Here is a 25,647-nt window from a genome sequence, read left to right as displayed (position 1 = left end):
GCGAATGTCTGATGCTGGTTGCTCATGGGTGGAACGTTGACTACTCGGCCTGTTTCTCGGGTCGGAGGCTGCAAGTACTGCTCGTAAGGGCGTGGAAAGCATGATCTTCGGACGGGGACTGGTCGGGCACGCTGTTGGGTATCTGAGGGTACGGGCTTGTTCCCGACCTCAATGCCGACCCCAGTGTAGGTTCGCTTCGGCGGGCTGTGATGGGTGGTTGGTCGTTGTTTGAGAACTGCACAGTGGACGCGAGCATCTGTGGCCAAGTTTTTAAGGGCGCACGGTGGATGCCTTGGCACCAGGAACCGATGAAGGACGTGGGAGGCCACGATAGTCCCGGGGAGTCGTCAACCAGGCTTTGATCCGGGGGTTTCCGAATGGGGAAACCCGGCAGTCGTCATGGGCTGTCACCCGCTGCTGAACACATAGGCAGTGTGGAGGGAACGCGGGGAAGTGAAACATCTCAGTACCCGCAGGAAGAGAAAACAACCGTGATTCCGGGAGTAGTGGCGAGCGAAACCGGATGAGGCCAAACCTACGACGTGTGAGACCCGGCAGGGGTTGCGTCGTGGGGGTTGTGGGATCTCTCTTTCACAGTCTGCCGGCTGTGAGACGAGTCAGAAACCGTTGATGTAGGCGAAGGACATGCGAAAGGTCCGGCGTAGAGGGTAAGACCCCCGTAGTCGAAACATCAGCGGCTCGTTTGAGAGACACCCAAGTAGCACGGGGCCCGAGAAATCCCGTGTGAATCTGGCGGGACCACCCGTTAAGCCTAAATATTCCCTGGTGACCGATAGCGGATAGTACCGTGAGGGAATGGTGAAAAGTACCGCGGGAGCGGAGTGAAATAGTACCTGAAACCGTGTGCCTACAAGCCGTGGGAGCGTCGGGATGGAGCTTGCTCCATCCTCGTGACTGCGTGCCTTTTGAAGAATGAGCCTGCGAGTTTGCGGTGTGTTGCGAGGTTAACCCGTGTGGGGAAGCCGTAGCGAAAGCGAGTCCGAATAGGGCGATTCAGTAGCGCGCTCAAGACCCGAAGCGGAGTGATCTAGCCATGGGCAGGTTGAAGCGGCTGTAAGAGGTCGTGGAGGACCGAACCCACCAGGGTTGAAAACCTGGGGGATGACCTGTGGTTAGGGGTGAAAGGCCAATCAAACTCCGTGATAGCTGGTTCTCCCCGAAATGCATTTAGGTGCAGCGTCGTGTGTTTCTTGCCGGAGGTAGAGCACTGGATAGGCGATGGGCCCTACCGGGTTACTGACCTTAGCCAAACTCCGAATGCCGGTAAGTGAGAGCGCGGCAGTGAGACTGTGGGGGATAAGCTCCATGGTCGAGAGGGAAACAGCCCAGAGCATCGACTAAGGCCCCTAAGCGTACGCTAAGTGGGAAAGGATGTGGAGTCGCACAGACAACCAGGAGGTTGGCTTAGAAGCAGCCACCCTTGAAAGAGTGCGTAATAGCTCACTGGTCTAGTGATTCCGCGCCGACAATGTAGCGGGGCTCAAGCGTACCGCCGAAGTCGTGTCATTTCAGCATGAGGGCCAACGCCCGCTGGGATGGGTAGGGGAGCGTCGTGTGCCGGGTGAAGCTGCGCCGGAAGGCAGTGGTGGACGGTTCACGAGTGAGAATGCAGGCATGAGTAGCGATACATACGTGAGAAACGTGTGCGCCGATTGACTAAGGGTTCCTGGGTCAAGCTGATCTGCCCAGGGTAAGTCGGGACCTAAGGCGAGGCCGACAGGCGTAGTCGATGGATAACCGGTTGATATTCCGGTACCCGCTGTGAAGCGTCAAACATTGAATCAGGCGATGCTAAGTCCGTGAAGCCGTTCCGGACCCTTCGGGGAATGGAAAGTGGTGGAGCCGACGGACCAGACTTGTAGTAGGTGAGTGATGGGGTGACGCAGGAAGGTAGTCCAGCCCGGGCGGTGGTTGTCCCGGGGTAAGGGTGTAGGCCGTGCGGTAGGTAAATCCGTCGCACATAAGGCTGAGACCTGATGCCGAGCCGATTGTGGTGAAGTGGATGATCCTATGCTGTCGAGAAAAGCCTCTAGCGAGTTTCATGGCGGCCCGTACCCTAAACCGACTCAGGTGGTCAGGTAGAGAATACCGAGGCGTTCGGGTGAACTATGGTTAAGGAACTCGGCAAAATGCCCCCGTAACTTCGGGAGAAGGGGGGCCATCACCGGTGATGAGTCTTGCACTCTGAGCTGGGGGTGGCCGCAGAGACCAGCGAGAAGCGACTGTTTACTAAAAACACAGGTCCGTGCGAAGCCGTAAGGCGATGTATACGGACTGACGCCTGCCCGGTGCTGGAACGTTAAGGGGACCGGTTAGTGCACTTTCGGGTGTGCGAAGCTGAGAACTTAAGCGCCAGTAAACGGCGGTGGTAACTATAACCATCCTAAGGTAGCGAAATTCCTTGTCGGGTAAGTTCCGACCTGCACGAATGGCGTAACGACTTCTCGACTGTCTCAACCATAGGCCCGGTGAAATTGCACTACGAGTAAAGATGCTCGTTTCGCGCAGAAGGACGGAAAGACCCCGGGACCTTTACTACAGTTTGATATTGGTGTTCGGTTCGGCTTGTGTAGGATAGGTGGGAGACTGTGAAGCATGCACGCCAGTGTGTGTGGAGTCGCCGTTGAAATACCACTCTGGTCGTGCTGGATGTCTAACCTCGGTCCGTGATCCGGATCAGGGACAGTGTCTGATGGGTAGTTTAACTGGGGCGGTTGCCTCCCAAAGAGTAACGGAGGCGCCCAAAGGTTCCCTCAGCCTGGTTGGTAATCAGGTGTTGAGTGTAAGTGCACAAGGGAGCTTGACTGTGAGACCGACGGGTCGAGCAGGGACGAAAGTCGGGACTAGTGATCCGGCGGTGGCTTGTGGAAGCGCCGTCGCTCAACGGATAAAAGGTACCCCGGGGATAACAGGCTGATCTTCCCCAAGAGTCCATATCGACGGGATGGTTTGGCACCTCGATGTCGGCTCGTCGCATCCTGGGGCTGGAGTCGGTCCCAAGGGTTGGGCTGTTCGCCCATTAAAGCGGTACGCGAGCTGGGTTTAGAACGTCGTGAGACAGTTCGGTCCCTATCCTCTGTGCGCGTAGGAATATTGAGAAGGGCTGTCCCTAGTACGAGAGGACCGGGACGGACGAACCTCTGGTGTGCCAGTTGTCCTGCCAAGGGCATGGCTGGTTGGCTACGTTCGGAAAGGATAACCGCTGAAAGCATCTAAGCGGGAAGCCTGCTTCGAGATGAGTATTCCCACCCCCTTTGAGGGGTTAAGGCTCCCAGTAGACGACTGGGTTGATAGGCCAGATCTGGAAGCCCGGTAACGGGTGGAGGTGACTGGTACTAATAGGCCGAGGGCTTGTCCTCAGTTGCTCGCGTCCACTGTGTTGGTTCTGAAACCACGAACAACCCCATGTGTGGTCACGCATGGTGCGGTTGTCAGTTTCATAGTGTTTCGGTGGTCATAGCGTGAGGGAAACGCCCGGTTACATTCCGAACCCGGAAGCTAAGCCTCACAGCGCCGATGGTACTGCAGGGGGGACCCTGTGGGAGAGTAGGACGCCGCCGAACTCATCTTGATAGAGCTGGTCCCTGAACTTCGGTTCAGGGACCAGCTCTTTTTTGTTTTGCGTCACTTGCCGTTCACGTTGTGCAGCCAACATCCGCAGACATGGGGACAGTTGGAATGTTGCGCGCCGCCGGTGTCGGCACCGGCGACGAGGTCATCGTGCCCGCCTACGGGAACGCCGAGGTCGCCGAAGCCGTGGTCCAGGCAGGAGCGCTGCCGGTCTTCGCCGACATAGAGCCGGCGACGTACTGCCTCGACCCGGACGCCGTAGCCGCCGTGGCGACCCCACGTACGGCCGCCGTCATCGTCGTACACCGCTTCGGAAGCCAGGCCGACGTGCGGCGCCTACGCGACCTGGGGAGCCGCAAAGGGTTCCTCGTGCTGGAGCAGGGCGAGTCGGATGCCTCGTACGAAGGCATGGAGCGCCGACGGGCGCATGCCGCGTACCTCAGTGGGCGGCTCAGCGGAGTCGTGACGCCGGACGGCGGTGACGGGCACAGCTACCAGCGGTACGTGGTGCGCGTGCCCGGGAACGGGCGGCCGGACCGCGACGCGTTCGCACGCGCTGTGCGGGCCAAGGGCGTCACCTGCTGGGTGCCCGTGAAGACTCCGGTGCACCGGCTGCCGCAGTTCCGCAGGGACGTATGTCTGCCCGAGACCGAGCGGGCCGCGGACGAGACGCTGGCGCTGCCTGTCGACGCGTCGATGTCGCGGCGCGATTTGCAGCGGGTCGTCTCCGCCTGCAATGCCCTCGGAGGGCTGCTCCAACCCGCTTTCTAAGACACCTTCTTGGTGTGGGACTTGAAGAACTTCCACATCAGGTCCGTGGCGTCGACACCGGCCTGCGGGTCGGACATGTTGCCGTCCGTGCCGCCCGGCCAGGAGTGGCCCATCCCGGGCAGTCGATAGACGATGACGTCCGAGCCGTCGCTGCACTTGGCGGTCGTCCTCTTGATTTTGTTCTTGAGCTTTTGAGGTTCGCCGGGATCGCATGACAGGCGTTTCTGCCAGGAGTTGATGCCCGTGTCCATTCCGCCGTAGTGCTCGTCGAGGCCGCCGATGAAAGTGATCACCGAGACCGGGGTCTTCGGCATGTACGAGGCCTTCTCCGCGTCCGTGCCGAGATAGCCGCCGCTGACAGGGGCGATGGCCGCGAAGGTGTCGGGGAGCTCCACGGCCAGTTTGTACGCCATGTCGCCGCCGTTGGAAATGCCCGTGGCGTAGACGCGGGACGGATCGGCGTACCAGGTTTTGGTGAGCCTTGTCGTGAGCGTGCGGATGAAGCCGACGTCGTCCTCGGTGCCGCAGCAGATCAAGGCGTTGAAGCCACGGTTGAGACCGTCGGGGTAGGCGACGAGGAAGTTCTCCTTGTCGGCTTTGGTGTTCAGGCCGCTGATCGCCGCCATGTCCTTTCCGTCGGCCGGATAGGGGTGCATGGCGATGATGAGGGGGAGCTTCTCTGAGCGCGTGTAACCGGGTGGGGCGTGGACGGTGTAGACGCGTTTCTCGCCCTTCCAGGAGAGCGTGACCTTGTGGTCGCCGGGGCGCGGGATCTCCGCGGCCGCGGGCTTCTTCGAGGGCCGTGGGTCCGCGGTGTCGTTGTCGTCGGAGCCGCAGGCCGTGAGCGGCAGGAGCAGGGCGGCGACCGCCAGGGACAAGGCGGACCGCAAGTGGGTCGCACGTCGGGTCGGCATGCGCGCAGGGTGGCAGCGCGGGGGCGCGCGGTCCAGAGGAACGGGCGGTTCGGACGGGCGCGAATTTCAGGTATGATCTATTTCGTTGCCGCGCGGGAAACCGCGAAGGACAACAGGCCCCTATAGCTCAGTCGGTAGAGCGTCTCCATGGTAAGGAGAAGGTCAGCGGTTCGATTCCGCTTGGGGGCTCAATGTGTGAAGGCCTCCGCCCGGTTGGGCGGGGGCCTTCTTTGCGTTGAGAGGGGATCTTCGGCGCCTCGGAGGCCGGGGCACCAGGAGTGCCCCGGGCGCTCAGTCCTTCTGGAGGCCGGGGACGCGCATCGCGAGGATCGCCATGTCGTCCGACGGGGCGTCCGACGCGAAGCGCTCCACCGCGCGCATGATGCGGGCCGCCACCGCGCCGGCCGTCAGGCCCGTACAGGTCGTCAGGACGTCCGCGAGGCCGTCGTCGCCGAGCATGCGGGTGCCCTCGCGGCGCTCGGTGACGCCATCGGTCACGCAGAGCAGGACGTCACCCGGGTCGAGCGTCATCGTCTGCTCGTACAGTTCGAGGTCGTCCATGACGCCGAGCAGCGGCTGCGGTTCGGCGTACGGCTCGACCGTGCCGTCCTGGCGCAGGCGCAGCGGCAGAGGGTGGCCGGCGCAGACGATCTTCAGGACCGCCGAGCCGTCCTCCTGGGGCCACAGCTCGCCGTAGAGGAGCGTCAGGAAGCGGCTGCGGGCGCCCTCGTCGAGGATCGCGGCGTTCAGGCGCTCCAGGACCGCGGGGCCGCCGAAGCCCTCGCGGGCGAGCAGGCGCAGGGCATGCCGGGCGAGGCCCGTGACGGCGGCGGCCTCCGGACCGGTGCCGCAGACGTCGCCGATCGCGAAACCGTACGCGCCGTCGCGGATCGGGAAGAGGTCGTAGAAGTCGCCGCCCACTTCGTTGCCCTCGCCGGCCGCGCGGTAGATGACGTCGACCTCCACGCCCGGGACCTGCGGGAGGCCGGGCGGCAGCAGGCTGCGCTGGAGGGACTGACTGATGGCCATGCGCTCGGAGTAGAGGCGGGCGTTGTCCAGGGCAAGGGCGGCCCGGCGGGAGAGATCTTCGGCCAATTCCAGGATCTCTTGGCGGAAGTGCTCGTCGGAGGGCTTACCGAGCGTGAGCATGCCGATGACGCGGTTGCGGGCCACCAGGGGCAGGACCACCGTTTCGCCGCCCACCGCGGACGCCGTGGACAAGGTGGTGCCGATGCCCGAGCCCAGGGTCATCGGTTCGCCGAGGCCCAGGCTGCGCATGGAGGTGCGCAGCGCCGCCTGGTGGGCGGCCTCCGAGGGGGCGGCCCAGACGCGGGCTCCCGGGGTGGGGACCGGGTCGGGTGGGGCGATCTTGGAGAGGAGTGCCTTGAGGCCGTCGATGCGCTCCTCGTCCTCGTGCAGGACGTACGAGAGGTAGGGCTCGGCGGACTGGTCGGCGATGGTGTAGACGGCGCACCAGGTGGCGAGCGTCGGGACCGTCATCTGTGCCATGAGGGCCAGGGTCTGGTCCCGGTCCAGGGTGCCCGCGAGGAGGTCGGAGGCCTCGACGAGGAAGGAGAGCGAGCCGCGGCGGAGCCGCTCCAGCTCGCCCAGGCGCGCGGACTCCACGGCGAGGGCGATCCGGTCGGCGGCGAACTGGAGGCGCAGGGCTTCTTCGTTCGAGTAGCGGTCGGGGGCCTCCGCGGCGACGCCGAGGGAGCCGGTGAGGCGGCCCTCGACCTTGAGGGGGACCGTGACGACGGAACGCATGCCCGTGCCGCCCAGCAGCGGGACGGCGCCGGGGACGACGGTGAGGTCCTCGTGGACGGCCGGCATGCGGGCCGAGCCGTAGCGCCCGGGGCCCGCCTCGACGGGGACGCGGGCGAAGCGCTGGCGGGCCGAGGGCAGGCCGGTGGAGGCGCGGACCTCCAGCTCCGTCTCGTCGTCGGTGGCCAGGAGCAGGAAGGCCGCGTCGCCGTCGAGCATGTCGCGGGCGCGCTCCACGGTGCGCTGGAGCAGGCCGTCGAGGTCGTCGGGGGCGGGCGAGCCGATGAAGACCTCGAAGGGGTCCGTGGCGTTCGGCTCGCTGAGCGTGCCCTGCTCGGGTGTCGCGCCGCGCAGCGGGGTCTGGAGCACGGCGCGCTCGTCGTCGCGTACGAGGAGGCAGACCGTGGAGGGCTCGCCGCTGTTGTCGCGGACGCGCAGGTGGGAGGCGTAGACGGGGATGACGCGGCCGTGGGAGCCGCGGATGCCGTAGCTGCCTTCCCAGCGGGAGAGCTGGAGGGCCTCGGCGATGCCGGTGCTGGTTCCGGGGGTGTGGGGCCAGGCCGCCAGGTCGTTCAGGGGCTTGCCGATGACCTGCTCGGCGGCGTACCCGAAGAGGTCCCCGGCGTCCTCGTTCCAGGCGCTGATCGCGCCCGTGCGGTCGATCTGGATCACGGCGACGCGGACCCTGCCGTCGGCGACGGGCAGGAGGTCGGCCGGGAGGGAGGGGCCCGCGGCACGGGTGCCCACGGCGCGGTGGGGAAGGTCGAGTTGGAACCAGACCAGTTTGTGCGTGGGGGTGTAGTCGACGCCCCAGCGGTTGGCGAGCGCGGCGCAGAGCTGGAGGCCGCGACCGCCCTCGCGGTCGGGGCTGCCCATGTTCACGGAGGACTGCTGGAGCGGGATCTCACGCTCCGGATAGCGGTCGGAGACCTCGATGCGTACGGCGTCCGCGCTGCGCAGACACAGGACGTCGGCGGCCGTGCCGGCGTGCACCACGGCGTTGGTCACCAGCTCGCTGGTGAGGACGACGGCGTCGTCGACGATGTCCGTGAATCCCCAGCCCTGGAGGGTGTCGCGCACGAAGGAGCGGGCCGTCGCGACGGAACGCCCGACGGGGTCGAAGGTCGCGGCCGCACGCGCGGTGATCACAGCACTCCTCGTACGAGTTTCGACAGTTACGACAGGGCCGACTGTATCGACGCCCAGTTCTCCCGAACCCATGGTGCGGCCGCCCCTCCGATGCCCGCTTGTTCGTGTACCACCGCCCTGGCCGGGCAGGACCGGGGTGGTTGGACAGCCGGATGCAAGGTTACTTACCTTCGCCGTCCATGCTGATGCCGGTCGCCCGTCTTTCCGCCCGGAGGGGTGCGGACGATGTGCGAAGCTGCCGAACTGTTATGGCCTGGTTCCGCCATGGTGAAACACTGGGCAGGCTTCATGGAGACGGTCCGATCAGGACAAGCAGTAGGTCAACCCTTGCGGGAGGGACACAGTGGAGTCTGGCGCAGCGACGCGGGGCACTGAGACGCGCGCGAAAGACGGACAGTCCCTGAACAAACAGCGCAAATCGCGCAATGGGGCGACCGCTTCCGTGGACGCGGCGGCCTTGAACCGGCTGCTCGCGGCCCTGGTGGCGATGCGGGACGGTAATTTCCGTAAGCGGCTCACGGTCTCCGGTGACGACGTCATGTCGCAGATCGCCGCGGTCTTCAACGAGGTCGCCGACCGGAATCTGCACTTGACGGGTGAGCTCTCCCGGGTGCGGCGCATGGTCGGACGTGAGGGAAAACTCACGGAACGGCTGGAGAGCGGAGCGAGCGAGGGCTCGTGGGCGGCCGCGATCGAGGCGTCGAACGCCCTTGTCGACGATCTCGTACGTCCTGTCTCCGAGGTCGGCCGGGTTCTCTCCGCGGTGGCGGAGGGCGACCTGGAGCAGCGCATGGAGCTGCGGGCGCAAGGGGCGGACGGGAACGGTCATCCGCTGCGCGGCGAGTTCCTGAAGGTCGGCCGGACGGTCAACAACCTCGTCGATCAGTTGTCCACGTTCACCGACGAGGTCACGCGGGTGGCCAGCGAGGTCGGTACGGAGGGCAAGCTGGGCGGGCAGGCCAGGGTGCGCGGGATGTCCGGTTCGTGGAAGGACCTCACGGACTCGGTCAACACCATGGCGTACCGCCTGACGGCGCAGGTGCGGGACATCGCGCTGGTGACGACCGCCGTGGCGAAGGGGGACTTGTCCCGGAAGGTCACGGTTCATGTCGCGGGCGAGATGCTGGAGCTGAAGAACACCGTCAACACGATGGTGGACCAGCTCTCCTCGTTCTCCTCCGAGGTGACGCGCGTCGCCCGCGAGGTCGGCACAGAGGGCGAGCTCGGCGGCCAGGCGCAGGTGCCGGGTGTGGCGGGTGTGTGGAAGGACCTCACCGATTCGGTGAACCTCATGGCCGGCAATCTCACCGCCCAGGTGCGGGGCATCGCGGAGGTGACCACGGCGGTCGCCAACGGCGACCTGTCGCGGAAGGTGACGGTGAGCGCGCGCGGCGAGGTCGCCCAGCTCGCCGAGACGATCAACCAGATGACCGAGACACTGCGTACGTTCGCGGACGAGGTCACGCGTGTGGCCAACGAGGTCGGTGCCGAGGGGCAGCTGGGTGGTCAGGCCAATGTGCCGGGCGCGGCGGGCACTTGGAAGGATCTGACGGACTCGGTCAACACGGTCTTCCGCAACCTCACCACGCAGGTGCGGGACATCGCGCAGGTGACGACGGCGGTGGCCAACGGCGATCTGTCGCAGAAGGTCACCGTCGACGTCGCGGGCGAGATGCTTGAGCTGAAGAACACCGTGAACACCATGGTGGACCAGCTCTCCGCCTTCGGTTCCGAAGTCACACGCGTGGCGCGGGAGATCGGCGTCGAGGGCGAGCTGGGCGGTCAGGCGCAGGTGCAGGGCGCGGCCGGTACGTGGAAGGACCTCACCGACTCGGTGAACACCGCCTTCCGCAACCTCACCGGTCAGGTGCGCAACATCGCGCAGGTGACGACGGCGGTGGCCAACGGCGACCTGTCGCAGAAGGTCACGGTGGACGTCTCCGGAGAGATGCTCCAGCTGAAGAACACCGTGAACACGATGGTGGACCAGCTGTCGTCCTTTGCCGACCAGGTCACGCGGATGGCGCGCGACGTGGGCACCGAGGGCCGGCTCGGCGGCCAGGCGCGCGTGGACGGCGTGAGCGGTACGTGGAAGGACCTCACGGACTCCGTCAACTTCATGGCGGGGAACCTGACGTCGCAGGTACGTCAGATCGCGCAGGTGACGACGGCGGTGGCCCGCGGCGACCTGTCGCAGAAGATCGAGGTCGACGCGCGCGGCGAGATCCTGGAGCTGAAGAACACCATCAACACGATGGTCGACCAGCTCTCCGCCTTCGCCGACCAGGTGACCCGGGTGGCCCGCGAGGTGGGCACCGAGGGACGGCTGGGCGGTCAGGCGCAGGTGCCGGGCGTGGCCGGGGTGTGGCGCGACCTGACGGACTCCGTGAACGGCATGGCCGGGAACCTCACCGCCCAGGTGCGCAACATCGCGCAGGTCGCGACGGCGGTGGCCCGCGGCGACCTGTCGCAGAAGATCGACGTGGACGCGCGCGGCGAGATCCTGGAGCTGAAGAACACCCTCAACACCATGGTGGACCAGCTCTCGGCCTTCGCGGAGCAGGTCACGCGGGTCGCCCGCGAGGTGGGCACCGACGGCATCCTCGGCGGCCAGGCCGAGGTCCAGGGCGTATCGGGCACCTGGAAGGACCTGACGCAGTCCGTGAACGGCATGGCGAACAACCTCACCCTCCAGGTGCGGAACATCGCCGAGGTCACCACCGCCGTCGCCATGGGCGACCTCTCCAAGAAGATCACCGTTGACGCGAAGGGCGAGATCCTCGAACTCGTCACGACCGTCAACACCATGGTCGACCAGCTCTCCTCGTTCGCCGAGCAGGTCACGCGCGTGGCCCGCGAGGTCGGCACCGAGGGCCAGCTCGGCGGCCAGGCGCGGGTGCCGGGTGTCACCGGCATCTGGAAGGACCTGAGCGACAACGTCAACCTGATGGCCAACAACCTGACCAGCCAGGTGCGGAACATCTCCCAAGTGTCGGCGGCGGTCGCCAACGGAGATCTCACCAAGAAGGTCACCGTCGAGGCGCGCGGCGAGGTCGCGCAGCTCGCCGACACGGTCAACACGATGGTGACGACGCTGAGTTCGTTCGCCGATGAGGTCACGCGCGTGGCCCGCGAGGTGGGCACGGACGGCATCCTCGGCGGTCAGGCGCGCGTGCCGGGTGTGTCCGGTACGTGGAAGGACCTCACCGAGTCGGTGAACTCGATGGCGTCGAACCTCACCGGGCAGGTCCGCAACATCGCGATGGTGACCACCGCGATCGCCAAGGGTGATCTCACCAAGAAGATCGACATCGACGCCCGGGGCGAGATCCTGGAGCTGAAGACCACCATCAACACGATGGTCGACCAGCTGTCGTCCTTCGCCGAGCAGGTCACCCGGGTCGCCCGCGAGGTGGGCACGGAGGGCCAGCTGGGCGGCCAGGCACGCGTGCGGGACGTCGACGGCACCTGGCGTGATCTCACCGAGTCCGTGAACGAGATGGCCGGGAACCTCACCCGGCAGGTGCGTGCCATCGCCAAGGTCGCCACCGCGGTGACCCGCGGCGATCTGAACCTGAAGATCGAGGTCGACGCGGCGGGCGAGATCCAGGTCCTCCAGGACAACATCAACACGATGATCGCCAACCTCCGCGACACCACCCTGGCCAACAAGGAACAGGACTGGCTCAAGGGCAACCTCGCGCGGATCTCGGGCCTCATGCAGGGCCGCAGGGACCTGGACGACGTCGCCTCGTTGATCATGAGCGAACTGACGCCGGTGGTCTCCGCGCAGCACGGCGCGTTCTTCCTGGCGATGCCCACGGACGACGGCACGGACCTCGGGGGCGAGAACGAGGACGCGTACGAGCTGCGCATGCTCGGCAGCTACGGCTACTCCATGGGCTCCATGCCGACGTCCTTCCGGCCCGGTGAGACGCTGATCGGCACGGCCGCCAAGGAGCGGCGCACGATCCTCGTGGAGAACGCGCCCACCGGCTATCTGCGGATCGCCTCCGGCCTCGGCGAGGCGCCGCCCGCACAGGTCATCGTGTTGCCGGTGCTCTTCGAAGGGACCGTCCTCGGCGTGATCGAGCTGGCCGCGTTCCAGCCCTTCACGCAGATCCAGAAGGACTTCCTCAGCCAGATCGCCGAGATGATCGCGACGAGCGTCAACACCATCAGCGTCAACACCAAGACCGAGGTGCTGCTCAAGCAGTCACAGGAGCTGACCGAGCAACTGCGCGAGCGGTCGGCGGAGTTGGAGAGCCGGCAGAAGGCGCTCCAGGACTCGAACGCCGAGTTGGAGGAGAAGGCCGAGCTGCTGGCCCGGCAGAACCGTGACATCGAGGTCAAGAACACCGAGATCGAAGAGGCCAGGCAGGTACTGGAGGAGCGCGCGGAGCAGCTCGCGGTCTCGATGCGCTACAAGTCCGAGTTCCTGGCGAACATGTCGCACGAGCTGCGCACACCGCTCAACTCCTTGCTGATCCTCGCCAAGTTGCTCGCCGACAACGCCGACTCGAACCTCACCCCGAAGCAGGTGGAGTTCGCCGAGACGATCCACGGCGCGGGCTCGGATCTGCTCCAGCTCATCAACGACATCCTCGACCTGTCGAAGGTCGAGGCCGGCAAGATGGACGTCTCCCCGACGCGCATCGCCCTGGTGCAACTCGTCGACTACGTAGAGGCCACGTTCCGCCCGCTGACCGCGGAGAAGGGGCTCGATTTCTCCGTACGCGTCTCCCCGGAGCTGCCCGCGACGCTGCACACGGACGAGCAGCGCCTGCTCCAGGTGCTGCGCAACCTCCTGTCCAACGCGGTGAAGTTCACCGACTCCGGAGCGGTCGAGCTGGTGATCCGGCACGCCAACAACGACGTGCCCAACGCGATCCGCGAGCAGCTCCTGGAGGCGGGCTCGCTGCGGGACCCGGGGGCCGACCTGATCGCCTTCTCGGTCACGGACACCGGCATCGGTATCGCGGCCAGCAAGATGCGGGTCATCTTCGAGGCGTTCAAGCAGGCCGACGGTACGACCAGCCGGAAGTACGGCGGCACGGGCCTCGGCCTGTCGATCAGCCGGGAGATCGCACGACTGCTCGGCGGTGAGATCTACGCCCAGAGCGAGCCGGGCCGAGGCTCGACCTTCACGCTCTATTTGCCCCTGCACCCGAGCGAACTGCCTCCCCAGGGCTACGCGCAGCTCGCGCCCCCGCGCGCCACGGCGGAACTCCCCGCCGCGGAGAGCGGCCCGGCGGGCCCCGAGGCCCCCACGCAGCCTGTCGGCGCCGCGGTGCCGCAGGAGCCGCAGACGGGCCCGGCGGCCCTCCTGAGGCGCCGTCGGCGCGCGGCGGCCGCGGCGGAGCATCCGCCCGCGCAGCCGGGGCAGCCGGTGGCCGGCGGGCAGGACCAGCGGCCGCAGGAGCAGTGGCCCGCGGGGCAGGAGGTGCCGGCCGCGCGGCCGGGCTTCCACTTCGAGGGGGAGAAGGTGCTGATCGTCGACGACGACATCCGCAACGTCTTCGCGCTCACCAGCGTCCTGGAGCAGCACGGCCTGTCGGTGCTGTACGCGGAGAACGGCCGGGAGGGCATCGAAGTGCTGGAGCAGCACGACGACGTGACGGTCGTTCTGATGGACATCATGATGCCGGAGATGGACGGGTACGCGACGACGACGGCGATCCGCAGGATGCCGCAGTTCGCCGGACTGCCGATCATCGCGCTCACGGCGAAGGCGATGAAGGGCGACCGGGAGAAGGCGATCGACTCCGGAGCTTCCGACTACGTCACGAAGCCGGTCGATCCGGATCATCTGTTGTCGGTGATGGAGCAGTGGATGCGCGGGCAATGACCGAGAACCGGCTTCGTCACACGGAGTTGCTGACAGAGTGTGGCCGAAGTCGTGTAGAACCGCGGTATTCGGGGAACCTTCTGGTCTCCCACCGCGTTTCTGCTACGTGCACAGTGACATCGCGGTGACAGGGTGTGGCGACAGGCGGGGTGCGGCTACCATGACCGGCACAAGGACGGGCGGCGTAAGGGAGTCGTCCTCTGGGGCGGCGCCCGGTGTTTCGCCGGGGCGAGGAGGGCGGGCCATGGTGCAGAAGGCCAAGATCCTCCTGGTCGATGACCGGCCGGAGAATCTGCTGGCGCTGGAGGCCATCCTCTCTGCGCTCGATCAGACACTGGTGCGGGCATCGTCCGGGGAGGAAGCGCTCAAAGCACTACTCACGGACGACTTCGCGGTCATTCTGCTGGACGTCCAGATGCCGGGAATGGACGGTTTCGAAACCGCCGCGCACATCAAGCGGCGGGAGCGGACCCGGGACATCCCGATCATCTTCCTCACCGCCATCAACCACGGGCCGCACCACACCTTCCGTGGCTACGCGGCGGGCGCGGTGGACTACATCTCCAAGCCGTTCGACCCGTGGGTGCTGCGCGCGAAGGTCTCGGTGTTCGTCGAGCTGTACATGAAGAACTGCCAGCTGCGGGAGCAGGCGGCGCTGCTCCGTCTCCAGCTGGAGGGCGGCGACAAGGCCACGGCGGGCGACGCCAAGGAGCCCGCGGGGCTGCTCGCCGAGCTGTCGGCGCGGCTCGCCGCCGTCGAGGAACAGGCGGAGGCGCTGTCCAAACAGCTGGACGACGAGTCGGCGGACGCGGCCGCGGTCGCCACCGCCGCCCATCTCGAACGCAAACTGACCGGCCTGCGCCGAGCCCTTGACGCCCTGGAACCAGGCACCGGCAGCGGCGCCCCCTCGGTCCCCTCGCAGAACTGACGCGGTGTGCCGCCCGTGGAGCCGGTGGTGAACCTCCGTCAGTTCACCGCGCCCGCAAGGGCGACACGAACGGGTGAAGCAGTGGGCACACGTGTCCACAGTGGTCGACGACGGTAACCTCACACCCATGGCCTCACGTCAGTCCGCAGCCAAGAAGACGCCCGCGAAGAAGGCGGCCGCGCCGACGAAGGCTTTGGCGAAGAGGCCCGCCGCCAAACCGCCCGCGAAGAAAACGGCCGCGAAGAAGGCACCCGCGAAGAAGGCACCGGCCAAGAAGGCCGTGGCGAAGAAGCCCGCCCCCCAGCCGGCGCCCAGCCCCACCAGCGGGTTGTACCGCTTGGTGCGCGCGGTCTGGCTGGGCATCGCACACACGGTCGGCGCGATGTTCCGGGGCATAGGGCGCGGCGCGAAGGGCCTCGACCCGGCCCACCGCAAGGACGGCCTCGCGCTGCTGCTGCTCGGCGTCGCCCTGATCGTCGCGGCGGGCACCTGGTCGAACCTGCGGGGCCCGGTCGGTGATCTCGTCGAGATCCTGGTGACCGGCGCGTTCGGCCGCCTCGACCTGCTGGTGCCGCTGCTGGTCGGCGCCATCGCCGTACGCCTCATCCGGCACCCGGAGCAGCCCGAGGCGAACGGCCGGATCGTGATCGGCCTCTCCGCCCTGGTCGTCGGAGTCCTCGGGCAGGTCCACGTGGCGTGCGGCTCGCCCGCCCGCAGCGACGGCATGCAGGCGATAAGGGACGCCGGTGGCCTGATCGGCTGGGGTGCCTCCACACCGCTGATCTTCACGATGGGCGAGATCCTCGCGGTGCCGCTGCTGGTGCTGCTCACCGTCTTCGGGTTGCTCGTCGTCACGGCGACGCCCGTCAACGCCATTCCGCAGCGTCTGCGCCTGCTCGGTACCAAGCTCGGCGTGCTCCAGCCGTACCCCGAGGCCGACGCGTTCTCCGACGACGACGAGCGCTACGACGAGCAGTGGCGCGAGGCCCTGCCCGCGCGCTCCTCGCGACGGCGCACCACCGCCCCGGACGCGTACGCCCCCGACCACGCCGAGGAGCAGGCGCTCTCCAGGCGCCGCAGGCCGCGCAGGACTTCCGTACAGCCGGAGCTGGGCCGGCCCATGGACGCCGTGGACGTGGCGGCCGCCGCGGCCGCCGACCTGGACGGCGCCGTTCTGCACGGCATGCCGCCCTCGCCGCTGGTCGCCGATCTGACACAGGGCGTATCGGGGGAGCGGGAAGAGCGCGAGGAGGAGGCGGAGCGCGCGCGTACGGCCCCTGTGCCGCCCGCGCGCGCCACGGACGCCCCCGTGCCCGGCAAGCTCAAGAAGACGCCACAGACGCCCGCCGAGGGCGTCGTGCCGGACCTCACCAAGTCCGCTCCCGAGGCCCCGCGCGAACTGCCGGCGCGCGCCGAGCAGCTCCAGCTCGCCGGCGACATCACGTACGCGCTGCCCTCGCTCGACCTCCTGGAGCGCGGCGGCCCGGGCAAGACCCGCAGCGCCGCCAACGACGCGGTGGTGGCCTCCCTGACGAACGTGTTCACGGAGTTCAAGGTCGACGCCGTCGTCACCGGCTTCACGCGCGGCCCGACGGTCACGCGCTACGAGATCGAGCTCGGCCCCGCCGTGAAGGTCGAGAAGATCACGGCGCTGGCCAAGAACATCGCGTACGCGGTCGCCTCCCCGGACGTACGGATCATCTCGCCGATCCCCGGCAAGTCCGCGGTCGGCATCGAGATCCCGAACACCGACCGCGAGATGGTCAACGTCGGCGACGTGCTGCGCCTCGCGGACGCGGCCGAGGACGACCACCCGATGCTGGTGGCGCTCGGCAAGGACGTCGAGGGCGGCTACGTCATGGCCAACATGGCGAAGATGCCGCACATCCTGGTCGCCGGTGCCACCGGTTCCGGTAAGTCCTCGTGCATCAACTGCCTGATCACTTCGATCATGATAAGAGCGACGCCCGAGGACGTCCGGATGGTCCTCGTCGACCCCAAGCGCGTCGAGCTCACCGCGTACGAGGGCATCCCGCACCTGATCACGCCGATCATCACCAACCCGAAGAAGGCCGCCGAGGCCCTCCAGTGGGTCGTACGCGAGATGGACCTGCGCTACGACGACCTGGCCGCGTTCGGCTACCGGCACATCGACGACTTCAACCAGGCCGTCCGTGAGGGCAAGCTCAAGACGCCCGAAGGCAGTGAGCGGGAGCTGCAGGCCTATCCGTACCTGCTGGTGATCGTCGACGAGCTCGCCGACCTGATGATGGTCGCGCCGCGCGACGTCGAGGACTCGATCGTGCGCATCACGCAGCTCGCGCGCGCGGCCGGCATCCACCTGGTGCTCGCCACGCAGCGGCCTTCGGTGGACGTCGTGACCGGTCTGATCAAGGCGAACGTTCCTTCGCGGCTCGCCTTCGCGACCTCCTCGCTCGCGGACAGCCGCGTCATCCTCGACCAGCCGGGCGCGGAGAAGCTCATCGGCAAGGGCGACGGCCTCTTCCTGCCGATGGGGGCGAACAAGCCCACCCGAATGCAGGGTGCCTTCGTCACCGAGGACGAGATCCACGCGGTGGTGCAGCACTGCAAGGACCAGATGGCGCCCGTCTTCCGCGACGACGTCACCGTCGGCACCAAGCAGAAGAAGGAGATCGACGAGGACATCGGCGACGACCTCGATCTGCTGTGTCAGGCCGCTGAGCTGGTCGTATCCACTCAGTTCGGGTCCACGTCGATGCTCCAGCGCAAGCTGCGCGTCGGCTTCGCCAAGGCCGGGCGGCTGATGGACCTCATGGAGTCGCGCAGCATCGTGGGCCCGAGCGAGGGCTCCAAGGCGCGTGATGTCCTGGTGAAACCCGATGAGCTGGATGGAGTGCTCGCCGTGATCCGCGGGGAGGCTCAGGCCTGAGGAATTCGGGAGGCAACCGTTTCTCTTCGGCGTACGTCAAGTTGAGGGAGGGGACGGTGCGATGTCGGGACGGGCACGGTGTGCCGCCATCAGGACGTCCGTCCCTTCTGATGGCGTACAAAGTCCGTCCGTCCGGTTGCCCCATCCTTTCCGGACCCCCCTAAACTGAACCTCCGGCAGGTGGCTACACGCTCGAAAGGCGCCCCCGTGTCCATCGGCAACTTCCCTGAAGACGACCGACCTTCAGACGACCGCCTCGACCGACTCACCGGCCCGGCAGACGAGAGCCCCGCAGACGACCGCCAGGGCGACGACCGGCCCTCGATCGGCCACGCGCTGCGGCAGGCCCGCGTCGACGCCGGGCTCACCGTGGACGAGATCAGTACGTCCACCCGGGTGCGCATCCCCATCGTGCACGCCATCGAGCAGGACGACTTCTCCCGCTGCGGCGGCGACGTGTACGCCCGCGGCCACATCAGGACGCTGGCCCGCGCCGTCCACCTCGATCCGGCCCCGCTCGTCGCGCAGTACGACGCGGCGCACGGCGGCCACCCGCCCGCGCCCACCTCGGCGGCCCCGCTCTTCGAGGCCGAACGCATCCGCTCCGATCCGCGCAGGCCGAACTGGACCGCCGCCATGGTCGCCGCGATCGTCGCGGTGATCGGCTTCGTCGGTTTCACCGCGTTCAACGGCGGTGACGACGGTGCCGGGTCGAAGTCGGTCGCCGAGGGCTCGCCCCCCGCCCCCTCCAAGGCCGCGGAGAAGCCCAAGCCCAACAAGCCCGCCGACCCCAAGCCCGACCCGTCCGACAGCGCCATCGCCGGCGTGCCGCGCGACAAGGTCACGGTCAAGGTCGACGCCGCCGACGGCCGCAGCTGGATCTCGGCCAAGGACCACAGCGGCCGCACCCTCTTCGACGGCGTCCTGGAGCAGGGCCAGGCCAAGACGTTCCAGGACAAGCAGAAGATCGACCTCATCCTGGGCGACGCGGGCGCGATCAACCTGTACGTGAACGGCAAGCCGGTCGAGAACGAATTCGAACCCGGCCAGGTCGAGCGTCTCTCGTACACGAAGGGCGACCCGGAGGTCGGCTGACCGACGCCCTGCACCCCGCTGGCCAGCGGCGCGGCGCGGACCGCGGTGACGTCCGGGTGACGCGCCGACGGCCGCCGGCCAACCGCCGGGTAACCCTGGGGGCGGGGGTCGAGGCATGGACGAAGTAGTCTTGAGACCATGCCCGAACGCCGCACCGTCGCCCTTGTCACTCTTGGCTGCGCCCGTAACGAGGTGGACTCGGAGGAGCTCGCAGGCCGCTTGGAGGCGGATGGCTGGCAGCTCGTCGAGGACGCCGAGGACGCGGACGTCGCCGTCGTCAACACCTGCGGCTTCGTCGAAGCCGCCAAGAAGGACTCCGTCGACGCCCTCCTCGAAGCCAATGACCTCAAGGGGCACGGCAAGACCCAGGCCGTCGTCGCGGTCGGCTGCATGGCCGAGCGGTACGGCAAGGAACTCGCCGACGCGCTCCCCGAGGCCGACGGCGTGCTCGGGTTCGACGACTACTCCGACATCTCCAACCGTCTCCAGACCATCCTGAGCGGCGGCAGCGTCGAGGCGCACACCCCGCGTGACCGGCGCAAGCTCCTGCCGATCAGCCCGGCGGAGCGACAGGACGCCGGGGCCGGGATCGCCCTGCCCGGGCACGCACCCGTGGCGGCCCCCAAGGACCTGCCCGAGGGCGTCGCGCCCGCGTCGGGGCCGCGCGCCCCGCTGCGCCGCCGCCTCGGCAGCAACCCCGTCGCCTCGGTGAAGCTGGCCTCCGGCTGCGACCGGCGCTGCTCGTTCTGCGCCATCCCGTCCTTCCGCGGCTCCTTCATCTCGCGCCGCCCCTCCGACGTCCTCGGCGAGACCCGCTGGCTCGCCGAGCAGGGCGTCAAGGAGGTCATGCTCGTCTCCGAGAACAACACCTCGTACGGCAAGGACCTCGGTGACATCCGGCTCCTGGAGACCCTGCTGCCCGAGCTGGCCGCCGTCGACGGAATCGAACGCATCCGGGTCAGCTACCTCCAGCCCGCCGAGATGCGCCCCGGCCTTATCGACGTCCTCACGTCGACGGAGAAGGTCGCTCCCTACTTCGACCTGTCCTTCCAGCACTCCGCGCCCGGTGTGCTGCGCGCGATGCGGCGCTTCGGTGACACCGACCGCTTCCTGGAGCTGCTGGAGACCATCCGGTCCAAGGCGCCGCAGGCCGGTGTCCGCTCGAACTTCATCGTCGGCTTCCCCGGCGAGACCGAGGGCGACCTCGCCGAGCTGGAGCGCTTCCTGACCGGCGCGCGCCTCGACGCCATCGGCGTCTTCGGGTACTCCGACGAGGAGGGCACCGAGGCGGCGACGTACGACGGGAAGCTCGACCAGGACGTCGTCGACGAGCGGCTCGCGCACATCGCGCGGCTCGCCGAGGACCTCACCTCGCAGCGTGCGGAGGAGCGGCTCGGCGAGAGCGTCGAGGTCCTCGTCGAGTCCCTCGACGAGGAGGAGGGGCCGCTCGGCCGCGCCGCGCACCAGGCTCCGGAGACGGACGGCCAGATCCGTCTGACGGGCCCGGGTGCCTCCGAGGGCCTCCAGGTCGGCCGTATGGTCATGGCAAAGGTCGTCGGCACGGAGGGCGTGGACTTGGTGGCTGAATGTCCAGAGGAGGCCGGCAGATGACCGGAGTCCCGGCATCCGCGTCAGGCGGCTCCGGCGCGCACGGCGCTCCGGGCGCCAAGCCGGTGCGTGGCGGGAAGCTGGGTGCTGCGGCCGTAGATCAGGCCAGCCTGTGGAACGTTGCCAACCTGTTGACCATGCTCCGGCTGCTGCTCGTGCCGGGCTTCGTGATGCTGCTGCTCGGCAACGGCGGATATGACCCGGCCTGGCGCTCCTTCGCCTGGGCCGCCTTCGCCGTCGCCATGATCACCGACCTCTTCGATGGGCATCTGGCGCGCACATACAACCTGGTCACGGACTTCGGGAAGATCGCCGACCCCATCGCCGACAAGGCGATCATGGGTGCCGCGCTGATCTGTCTGTCGTGGCTCGGCGACCTCCCCTGGTGGGTCACCGGGGTGATTCTCGGGCGCGAGCTCGGCATCACGCTGCTGCGGTTCTGGGTGATCCGCTATGGAGTCATTCCGGCCAGTCGCGGCGGCAAGATGAAGACGCTCGCGCAGGGCACGGCGGTCGGCATGTACGTTCTCGCCCTGACGGGGCCGCTCGCGACACTGCGGTTCTGGGTGATGGCGGTCGCCGTCGTACTGACGGTGGTGACCGGGCTCGACTATGTGAAGCAGGCCGTGGTGCTGCGCAGGCAGGGCAAGGCCGAGGAGCGTACGGCGGCAGCGGAGTCCGCCCGGGAGGCGGCGAAGTGACATCCCCCGGACTCTCGGCTGTCGCGGTGTCGGCGAGCAGGCTGCTGCGGCTCCTGGCCGCACGCGGCGAGACGCTGGCCGTCGCCGAGTCGCTCACCGGGGGTCTGGTGGCCGCGGAGATCACGGCGGCGCCCGGTGCCTCGGCGGTCTTCCGGGGGTCCGTCACGGCGTACGCCACCGACGTGAAGCGGGACGTCCTCGGGGTCGAGGGCACTCTGCTGGACGAACGCGGAGCGGTGGATCCCGAGGTGGCCCGGCAGATGGCGATCGGCGTACGCAAGGCGCTCGGCGCCGACTGGGGCATCGCCACGACCGGTGTCGCGGGGCCCACCTCCCAGGACGGCAAGCCCGTCGGGACCGTCTTCGTGGCGGTCGCGGGGCCGGGCATGGACGGCATGCGGGGTTACGCCGATGGCGGAGCCGAGGGGAAAGTCACCGCCCTGCGGTTGAACGGGGACCGCTCGGAAATCCGTAGGGAGAGTGTACGGAGCGTGCTGACGCTGCTGCTCAAGCAGCTCGCGGACGAACCTGCCGGGAACGGGCGGGCACAGGATACGGAACAGAACGGGGGGAATTGATGTTTGCAGCCCTGAGTGAACACGACATCGCTCCCCGCACGGCCGCCGCACGAGGCGGTACGGTGGGGCGTGAAGGATGCGGCTACGCGGTCCGAGGAGGGAGCCACCGATGATTCTGCTCCGTCGCCTGCTGGGTGACGTGCTGCGTCGGCAGCGCCAGCGCCAGGGCCGTACTCTGCGCGAAGTCTCCTCGTCCGCCCGAGTCTCGCTCGGCTATCTCTCCGAGGTGGAGCGGGGGCAGAAGGAGGCTTCCTCCGAGCTGCTTTCCGCGATCTGCGACGCGCTTGACGTACGGATGTCCGAGCTGATGCGTGAAGTGAGCGACGAATTGTCGCTCGCGGAGCTGGCTGAGTCGGCAGCAGTCACGGAACCGGTGCGCGCGCCGGTTCGTCCGATGCTCAACTCCGTCTCTGTCTCCGTGGCCGGTGTGCCACCGGAACGGGTGACGATCAAGGCGCCGGCCGAGGCGGTGGACGTCGTCGCGGCGTGATGACGCTGTGGTGTGACGTGCGGTGAGGTGTGCTGCGGCTGCCGCGTGCTTTCTGGCTGAGCGCTCGTGCGTGTGGAGGTCCCGACCGGTATCCGGTCGGGACCTTTTGCGTTCCCTGAAGGGACGGACGTCCTGTGTAGAAGTTCCGGGGCGGGACAGAAGACCACTCAGCACTGAGAGACCGCCTTATCGGGCCGTAAGCCCTGAAGGCCTCTAATCAGCCATATCGGCCTACCTGTGCCATGGTTGATGAGGGTTTCTCTCATTCGTCGATGAGTTGGAGGAGACAGATGTACGTCGCCAAGAGCCCGCTGTCCGACGCGGACCAGAAGACGGTCTCGGAGGCGCTGCAGGGCGCGCTGGTGGACCTGGTCGACCTGTCGCTGGTCGCCAAGCAGGTTCACTGGAATGTCATCGGACCGCGTTTCCGCTCCGTACATCTCCAGCTGGACGAGGTCGTCGACACCGCCAGGCAGCACTCCGACACGGTGGCGGAGCGCGCCTCCACGCTCGGGGTCTCGCCCGACGGGCGCGCGGCGACCGTGGCGCAGAGCAGCGGTATCGGAAAGACCCCCGAGGGCTGGATCAAGGACGCGGACGCCATCGGGGTGCTCGTGGACGCGCTGGGCGCGGTGATCACGCGCTTCCGTGAGCGGATCGACGCGACCGGTGAGGCCGACCCGGTCAGCCAGGACATCTTCATCGGGATCACGGCCGACCTTGAGAAGCACCACTGGATGTTCCAGGCTGAGAACGGCTGACGGAGTGCGGGGCGGGGGTCGGTGCCGCCGAGGGCGTGCGGGTGGGTGTGCCGGTGGGCGTGCCCGGGGGCATGTCGTGGACGCCGCAGTGCTTCCCACGCCGTTGGCACGCCCTCGGGTGCGCCCTTCCGTGCGGTGAACCGGGGGTCTAGCGTCGATCTGCGTCGATCTCGCGTCGGCGGGAGGTGACAGCCGTGATATCCGTGACAGCCGTGTGCGGGAAAGCCGTTGCGTGGCGGGTGGTGCGGCGGGTGCCTCTTCTTGCGGTCGGTGCGGTGTGGTGGTGGGGAGTGTTGCGGCTGGCCCTCGCGCCTGATGCCGGGGCGTTGGAGGGTGCTGTCGCGGCGGGGGGCTGGGGCCTGAGTTTGCTGCCTGTGCATTGTGTGCCGAAAGCGACGGCGAAGGCGCAGGGGCGTAGGCCGTCGGCTTGGCGTGGGCCGTCGGCTTCTGGGGTGGCTTTGGGGCGTGCGCCGTGGGGTGTGGGGCGGGAGCGGGTTGTCGGGGTGCGGCGGGGCCCTACCAAGGCATGGCGACGCCGCCGTTCGGGCGGAGGATCTGGCCCGTCGTGAAGGATGAGGCGTCGGACGCCAGGTGCAGCACGGCGTGCGCGATGTCGTCCGGTTCGCCGACGCGGCCCAGAGGTGACATGCGCTTCATGATCGCGTCCGTGTGAGCCTTGGCCGTGTGAGCCTGTGCCCTGGTGTCGTGCCGCTCGGTCATCGGAGTACGGATCCAGCCCGGCGCCACGGCGTTCACCCGGATGCCGTGCGGGCCGACTTCCGTCGCCAGCGTTTTTGTGAGCTGTACGACGGCCGCCTTTGACGCCCCGTAGCAGAGGAGGCCGGGGCCGCCGGTGTCCACGGCTCCCGAGGCCATGGTGACGATGCTGCCGCCCGTGCCCGCCTCGATCATGACGCGGGCCGCGGACTGGCACGCGTAAAGAACGCCCTTGAAGTTGATGTCCAGAACGTGGTCGAGGTCTGCCTCACGGGTCTCCAGGACAGGGCTGCTGTGCATGACTCCGGCGATGGCCGCCATGATGTCGAGCCGGCCGGTGCCCGTGGCCGCCGACGCGGCTTGCGTGACGGCTCGGTCGAGCTGTTCCTTGTCGGCGACGTTCAGTTCGTGGGTGTGGGCCTCGCCGCCGGATGCCTTGATGAGCGTCGCGGTCTCATGGAGTTTTCGGGCGTCGCGGTCGGCGCAGTGGACCGTGGCACCAGCCTCGGCCAGGAGCAGAGCCGACGCGCGGCCGATGCCGCTCGCGGCGCCGGTGACGAACGCGGTGCGTCCGGTGAGGTCGTACGCCTTGACGGCCATGACGGGACGGTACGGCGGAGCTGACGGGGCGTCAACTGGTGGGGTGTGGGCCGGGTTGCATCAGGGGGTTGGGCCCTGCTGGCAGGTGGGGCACCAGTAGGTGGGGCGGCTGCGGGAGCCGTCGCCCTGCTCCGCCACGCGGATGGAGGTGCCGCAGCGCAGGCAGGGGCGGGGCGCGCGGCCGTACACGTACAGGCGCTGGCCGGTGCGGGGGCGGCCGGTGGTGGTGCGGGAGGGACGGTCGCGGTTGGCTTCCAGGAGCTTCTTCGCGAGCCCGGGCAGGCGGGCGGCCGTTTCCTCGGGGAGTTCACCTACGGGGAGCCAGGGGGTGGTGCCCAGGAGGAAGCAGAGCTCGCTCTTGTAGATGTTGCCGATGCCCGCGAGGTTGCGCTGGTCCAGCAGGGCCTCGCCCAGGGCGCGGTCAGGCGTCGCGAGGAGGTTCTCGAGTGCGCGCTCGGGGTCCCAGTCCGGGCCGAGGAGGTCGGGGCCCAGGTGGCCCACGGCCCTGTCCTCGTCGGAGGTGCGGAGCAGGTCCAGGACGGGCAGGCGGTAGCCGACGGCGGTGCGCTCGGCGGTGCCGAGAATCGCCCGGATCTGGTGCCCTGGGCCGCCGCGCCAGGGCTCGCCGGGGGTGTAGATCCGCCAGACGCCGTCCATGCGGAGGTGCGAGTGGAGGGTGAGGCCGCCCTCGATACGGGTGAGGAGGTGCTTTCCGCGTGCCGTCACGTCCAGGACGGTGCGTCCGGTGAGGTCGACCGTCGCGAGTTTGGGGACGCGGAGGTCGGAGCGCGTGAGGGCGTGCCCGGCGAGGGCGGTGTGCAGCCGCCGGGCTGCCTGGTGGACGGTGTCGCCTTCGGGCATGGGTCCAGGGTGGCATGGAGGGCGGGGGTGGGGCGGGGTGGGGCGGCTGAGCCTGGGGGCGGTGCCGGTGTCGGTGTCGGTGCTGGTGCCGGGGTGGGTTGGGCTGTGGCTGTGGCTGTGGCAGGGGGTGGGCGGTTGGGGCCTGGGCCGTGGCCCGGGCCGGCGCAGGCTTTGGTCCGGCCGGGCTGGGGCCGGGTCGAAGCCGGGCCGGGGCGCTGGCTGAGGCTGGATCCTGCGGGGGCCGGAACCGGAACCGGAGCTTGAACCGGAACCGGAGCTTGAACCGGAACCGGAATCGGGGCCGAAACCGGATTCGGGGCCGGAACGGGAGCCGTAGCCGTAGCCGCGCCAGGCCTGCTG

Annotated in this window: 16 protein-coding genes, 1 tRNA gene and 2 rRNA genes; 14 read left to right on the top strand and 5 right to left on the bottom strand. The window is 67.9% G+C overall.

Going from position 1 to position 25,647, the window contains the following annotated elements; genetic code table 11:
• The first annotated feature begins 260 nt into the window (after window positions 1-260).
• The 3 genes from ACOBQB_RS08850 to ACOBQB_RS08840 all read left to right on the top strand — a co-directional run bounded on the left by ACOBQB_RS08850 (window position 261) and on the right by ACOBQB_RS08840 (window position 4,362).
• Window positions 261-3,380 (top strand): 23S ribosomal RNA (locus ACOBQB_RS08850).
• 87 nt (window positions 3,381-3,467) lie between these two features.
• Window positions 3,468-3,584: ribosomal RNA gene (rrf, locus tag ACOBQB_RS08845) — 5S ribosomal RNA — on the top strand.
• A gap of 115 nt (window positions 3,585-3,699) precedes the next feature.
• A complete protein-coding gene (locus ACOBQB_RS08840; RefSeq protein WP_423590500.1) occupies window positions 3,700-4,362 on the top strand; it encodes a DegT/DnrJ/EryC1/StrS family aminotransferase in 663 nt (220 codons plus the stop codon).
• Here the strand turns inward: ACOBQB_RS08840 and ACOBQB_RS08835 are convergent.
• Window positions 4,359-5,276 (bottom strand): alpha/beta hydrolase family esterase, encoded by a 918-nt coding sequence (locus ACOBQB_RS08835; protein ID WP_423590156.1) that lies wholly within the window; start codon window positions 5,274-5,276, stop codon window positions 4,359-4,361. The genes ACOBQB_RS08840 and ACOBQB_RS08835 overlap by 4 nt on opposite strands.
• 116 nt (window positions 5,277-5,392) lie before the next feature.
• On the opposite strand from ACOBQB_RS08835, the gene ACOBQB_RS08830 reads away from it, so the two are divergent.
• Window positions 5,393-5,465, top strand: a tRNA-Thr gene (locus ACOBQB_RS08830).
• Window positions 5,466-5,567: 102 nt separating this feature from the next.
• On the opposite strand, the gene ACOBQB_RS08825 is transcribed toward ACOBQB_RS08830, so the two are convergent.
• Window positions 5,568-8,261 (bottom strand): SpoIIE family protein phosphatase, encoded by a 2,694-nt coding sequence (locus ACOBQB_RS08825; protein ID WP_423590155.1) that lies wholly within the window; start codon window positions 8,259-8,261, stop codon window positions 5,568-5,570.
• Between the two features lie 271 nt (window positions 8,262-8,532).
• On the opposite strand from ACOBQB_RS08825, the gene ACOBQB_RS08820 reads away from it, so the two are divergent.
• Window positions 8,533-14,037, top strand: coding sequence for a HAMP domain-containing protein (locus tag ACOBQB_RS08820; RefSeq protein ID WP_423590153.1), 5,505 nt, complete (start codon window positions 8,533-8,535; stop codon window positions 14,035-14,037).
• A gap of 244 nt (window positions 14,038-14,281) precedes the next feature.
• Entirely contained in the window at window positions 14,282-14,965 is a 684-nt protein-coding gene (locus ACOBQB_RS08815; RefSeq protein ID WP_423590151.1) for a response regulator, read from the top strand.
• Window positions 14,966-15,103: 138 nt separating this feature from the next.
• On the opposite strand, the gene ACOBQB_RS08810 is transcribed toward ACOBQB_RS08815, so the two are convergent.
• Window positions 15,104-15,328 carry a hypothetical protein gene (locus tag ACOBQB_RS08810; RefSeq protein WP_423590149.1) on the bottom strand — a complete coding sequence of 75 codons (225 nt, stop codon included), beginning with the start codon at window positions 15,326-15,328 and terminating at the stop codon, window positions 15,104-15,106.
• A gap of 19 nt (window positions 15,329-15,347) precedes the next feature.
• On the opposite strand from ACOBQB_RS08810, the gene ACOBQB_RS08805 reads away from it, so the two are divergent.
• From ACOBQB_RS08805 to ACOBQB_RS08770, 8 genes are all read left to right on the top strand, one after another.
• On the top strand, window positions 15,348-17,876 hold the full coding sequence (locus tag ACOBQB_RS08805; RefSeq protein ID WP_423590147.1) for a DNA translocase FtsK: 2,529 nt from the start codon (window positions 15,348-15,350) through the stop codon (window positions 17,874-17,876).
• 207 nt (window positions 17,877-18,083) lie between these two features.
• The gene (locus ACOBQB_RS08800) at window positions 18,084-18,971 is read left to right on the top strand and encodes a helix-turn-helix domain-containing protein (RefSeq protein WP_423590145.1); all 888 of its coding nucleotides are present in this window, start codon (window positions 18,084-18,086) and stop codon (window positions 18,969-18,971) included.
• A 138-nt stretch (window positions 18,972-19,109) separates the two neighbouring features.
• Window positions 19,110-20,582: a 30S ribosomal protein S12 methylthiotransferase RimO gene (rimO, locus tag ACOBQB_RS08795; RefSeq protein ID WP_423590143.1), complete on the top strand. Its 1,473-nt coding sequence runs from the start codon at window positions 19,110-19,112 to the stop codon at window positions 20,580-20,582.
• Window positions 20,579-21,280, top strand: coding sequence for a CDP-diacylglycerol--glycerol-3-phosphate 3-phosphatidyltransferase (gene pgsA / locus ACOBQB_RS08790; RefSeq protein ID WP_423590142.1), 702 nt, complete (start codon window positions 20,579-20,581; stop codon window positions 21,278-21,280). The genes rimO and pgsA overlap by 4 nt, the downstream gene beginning before the upstream one ends.
• Complete coding sequence (locus ACOBQB_RS08785; RefSeq protein ID WP_423590140.1) at window positions 21,277-21,858, top strand: CinA family protein; 582 nt, start codon at window positions 21,277-21,279, stop codon at window positions 21,856-21,858. The genes pgsA and ACOBQB_RS08785 overlap by 4 nt, the downstream gene beginning before the upstream one ends.
• Before the next feature lie 109 nt (window positions 21,859-21,967).
• Window positions 21,968-22,348: a helix-turn-helix domain-containing protein gene (locus ACOBQB_RS08780; RefSeq protein ID WP_423590138.1), complete on the top strand. Its 381-nt coding sequence runs from the start codon at window positions 21,968-21,970 to the stop codon at window positions 22,346-22,348.
• A 290-nt stretch (window positions 22,349-22,638) separates the two neighbouring features.
• Window positions 22,639-23,109 (top strand): Dps family protein, encoded by a 471-nt coding sequence (locus tag ACOBQB_RS08775; RefSeq protein WP_223777142.1) that lies wholly within the window; start codon window positions 22,639-22,641, stop codon window positions 23,107-23,109.
• A 239-nt stretch (window positions 23,110-23,348) separates the two neighbouring features.
• Entirely contained in the window at window positions 23,349-23,678 is a 330-nt protein-coding gene (locus ACOBQB_RS08770; protein WP_423590499.1) for a hypothetical protein, read from the top strand.
• Here the strand turns inward: ACOBQB_RS08770 and ACOBQB_RS08765 are convergent.
• Both ACOBQB_RS08765 and ACOBQB_RS08760 read right to left on the bottom strand, forming a co-directional pair.
• On the bottom strand, window positions 23,626-24,426 hold the full coding sequence (locus tag ACOBQB_RS08765) for an SDR family NAD(P)-dependent oxidoreductase (RefSeq protein ID WP_423590136.1): 801 nt from the start codon (window positions 24,424-24,426) through the stop codon (window positions 23,626-23,628). The two genes, ACOBQB_RS08770 and ACOBQB_RS08765, sit on opposite strands and share 53 nt — an antisense overlap.
• Before the next feature lie 60 nt (window positions 24,427-24,486).
• On the bottom strand, window positions 24,487-25,287 hold the full coding sequence (locus ACOBQB_RS08760) for an Fpg/Nei family DNA glycosylase (RefSeq protein ID WP_423590134.1): 801 nt from the start codon (window positions 25,285-25,287) through the stop codon (window positions 24,487-24,489).
• Window positions 25,288-25,647: the final 360 nt, after the last annotated feature.

The sequence above is a fragment of the Streptomyces sp. G5(2025) genome (genome assembly GCF_049542075.1).
Taxonomy (GTDB): Bacteria; Actinomycetota; Actinomycetes; order Streptomycetales; family Streptomycetaceae; genus Streptomyces.
This window is presented reverse-complemented; position numbering and strand designations above follow the sequence as displayed.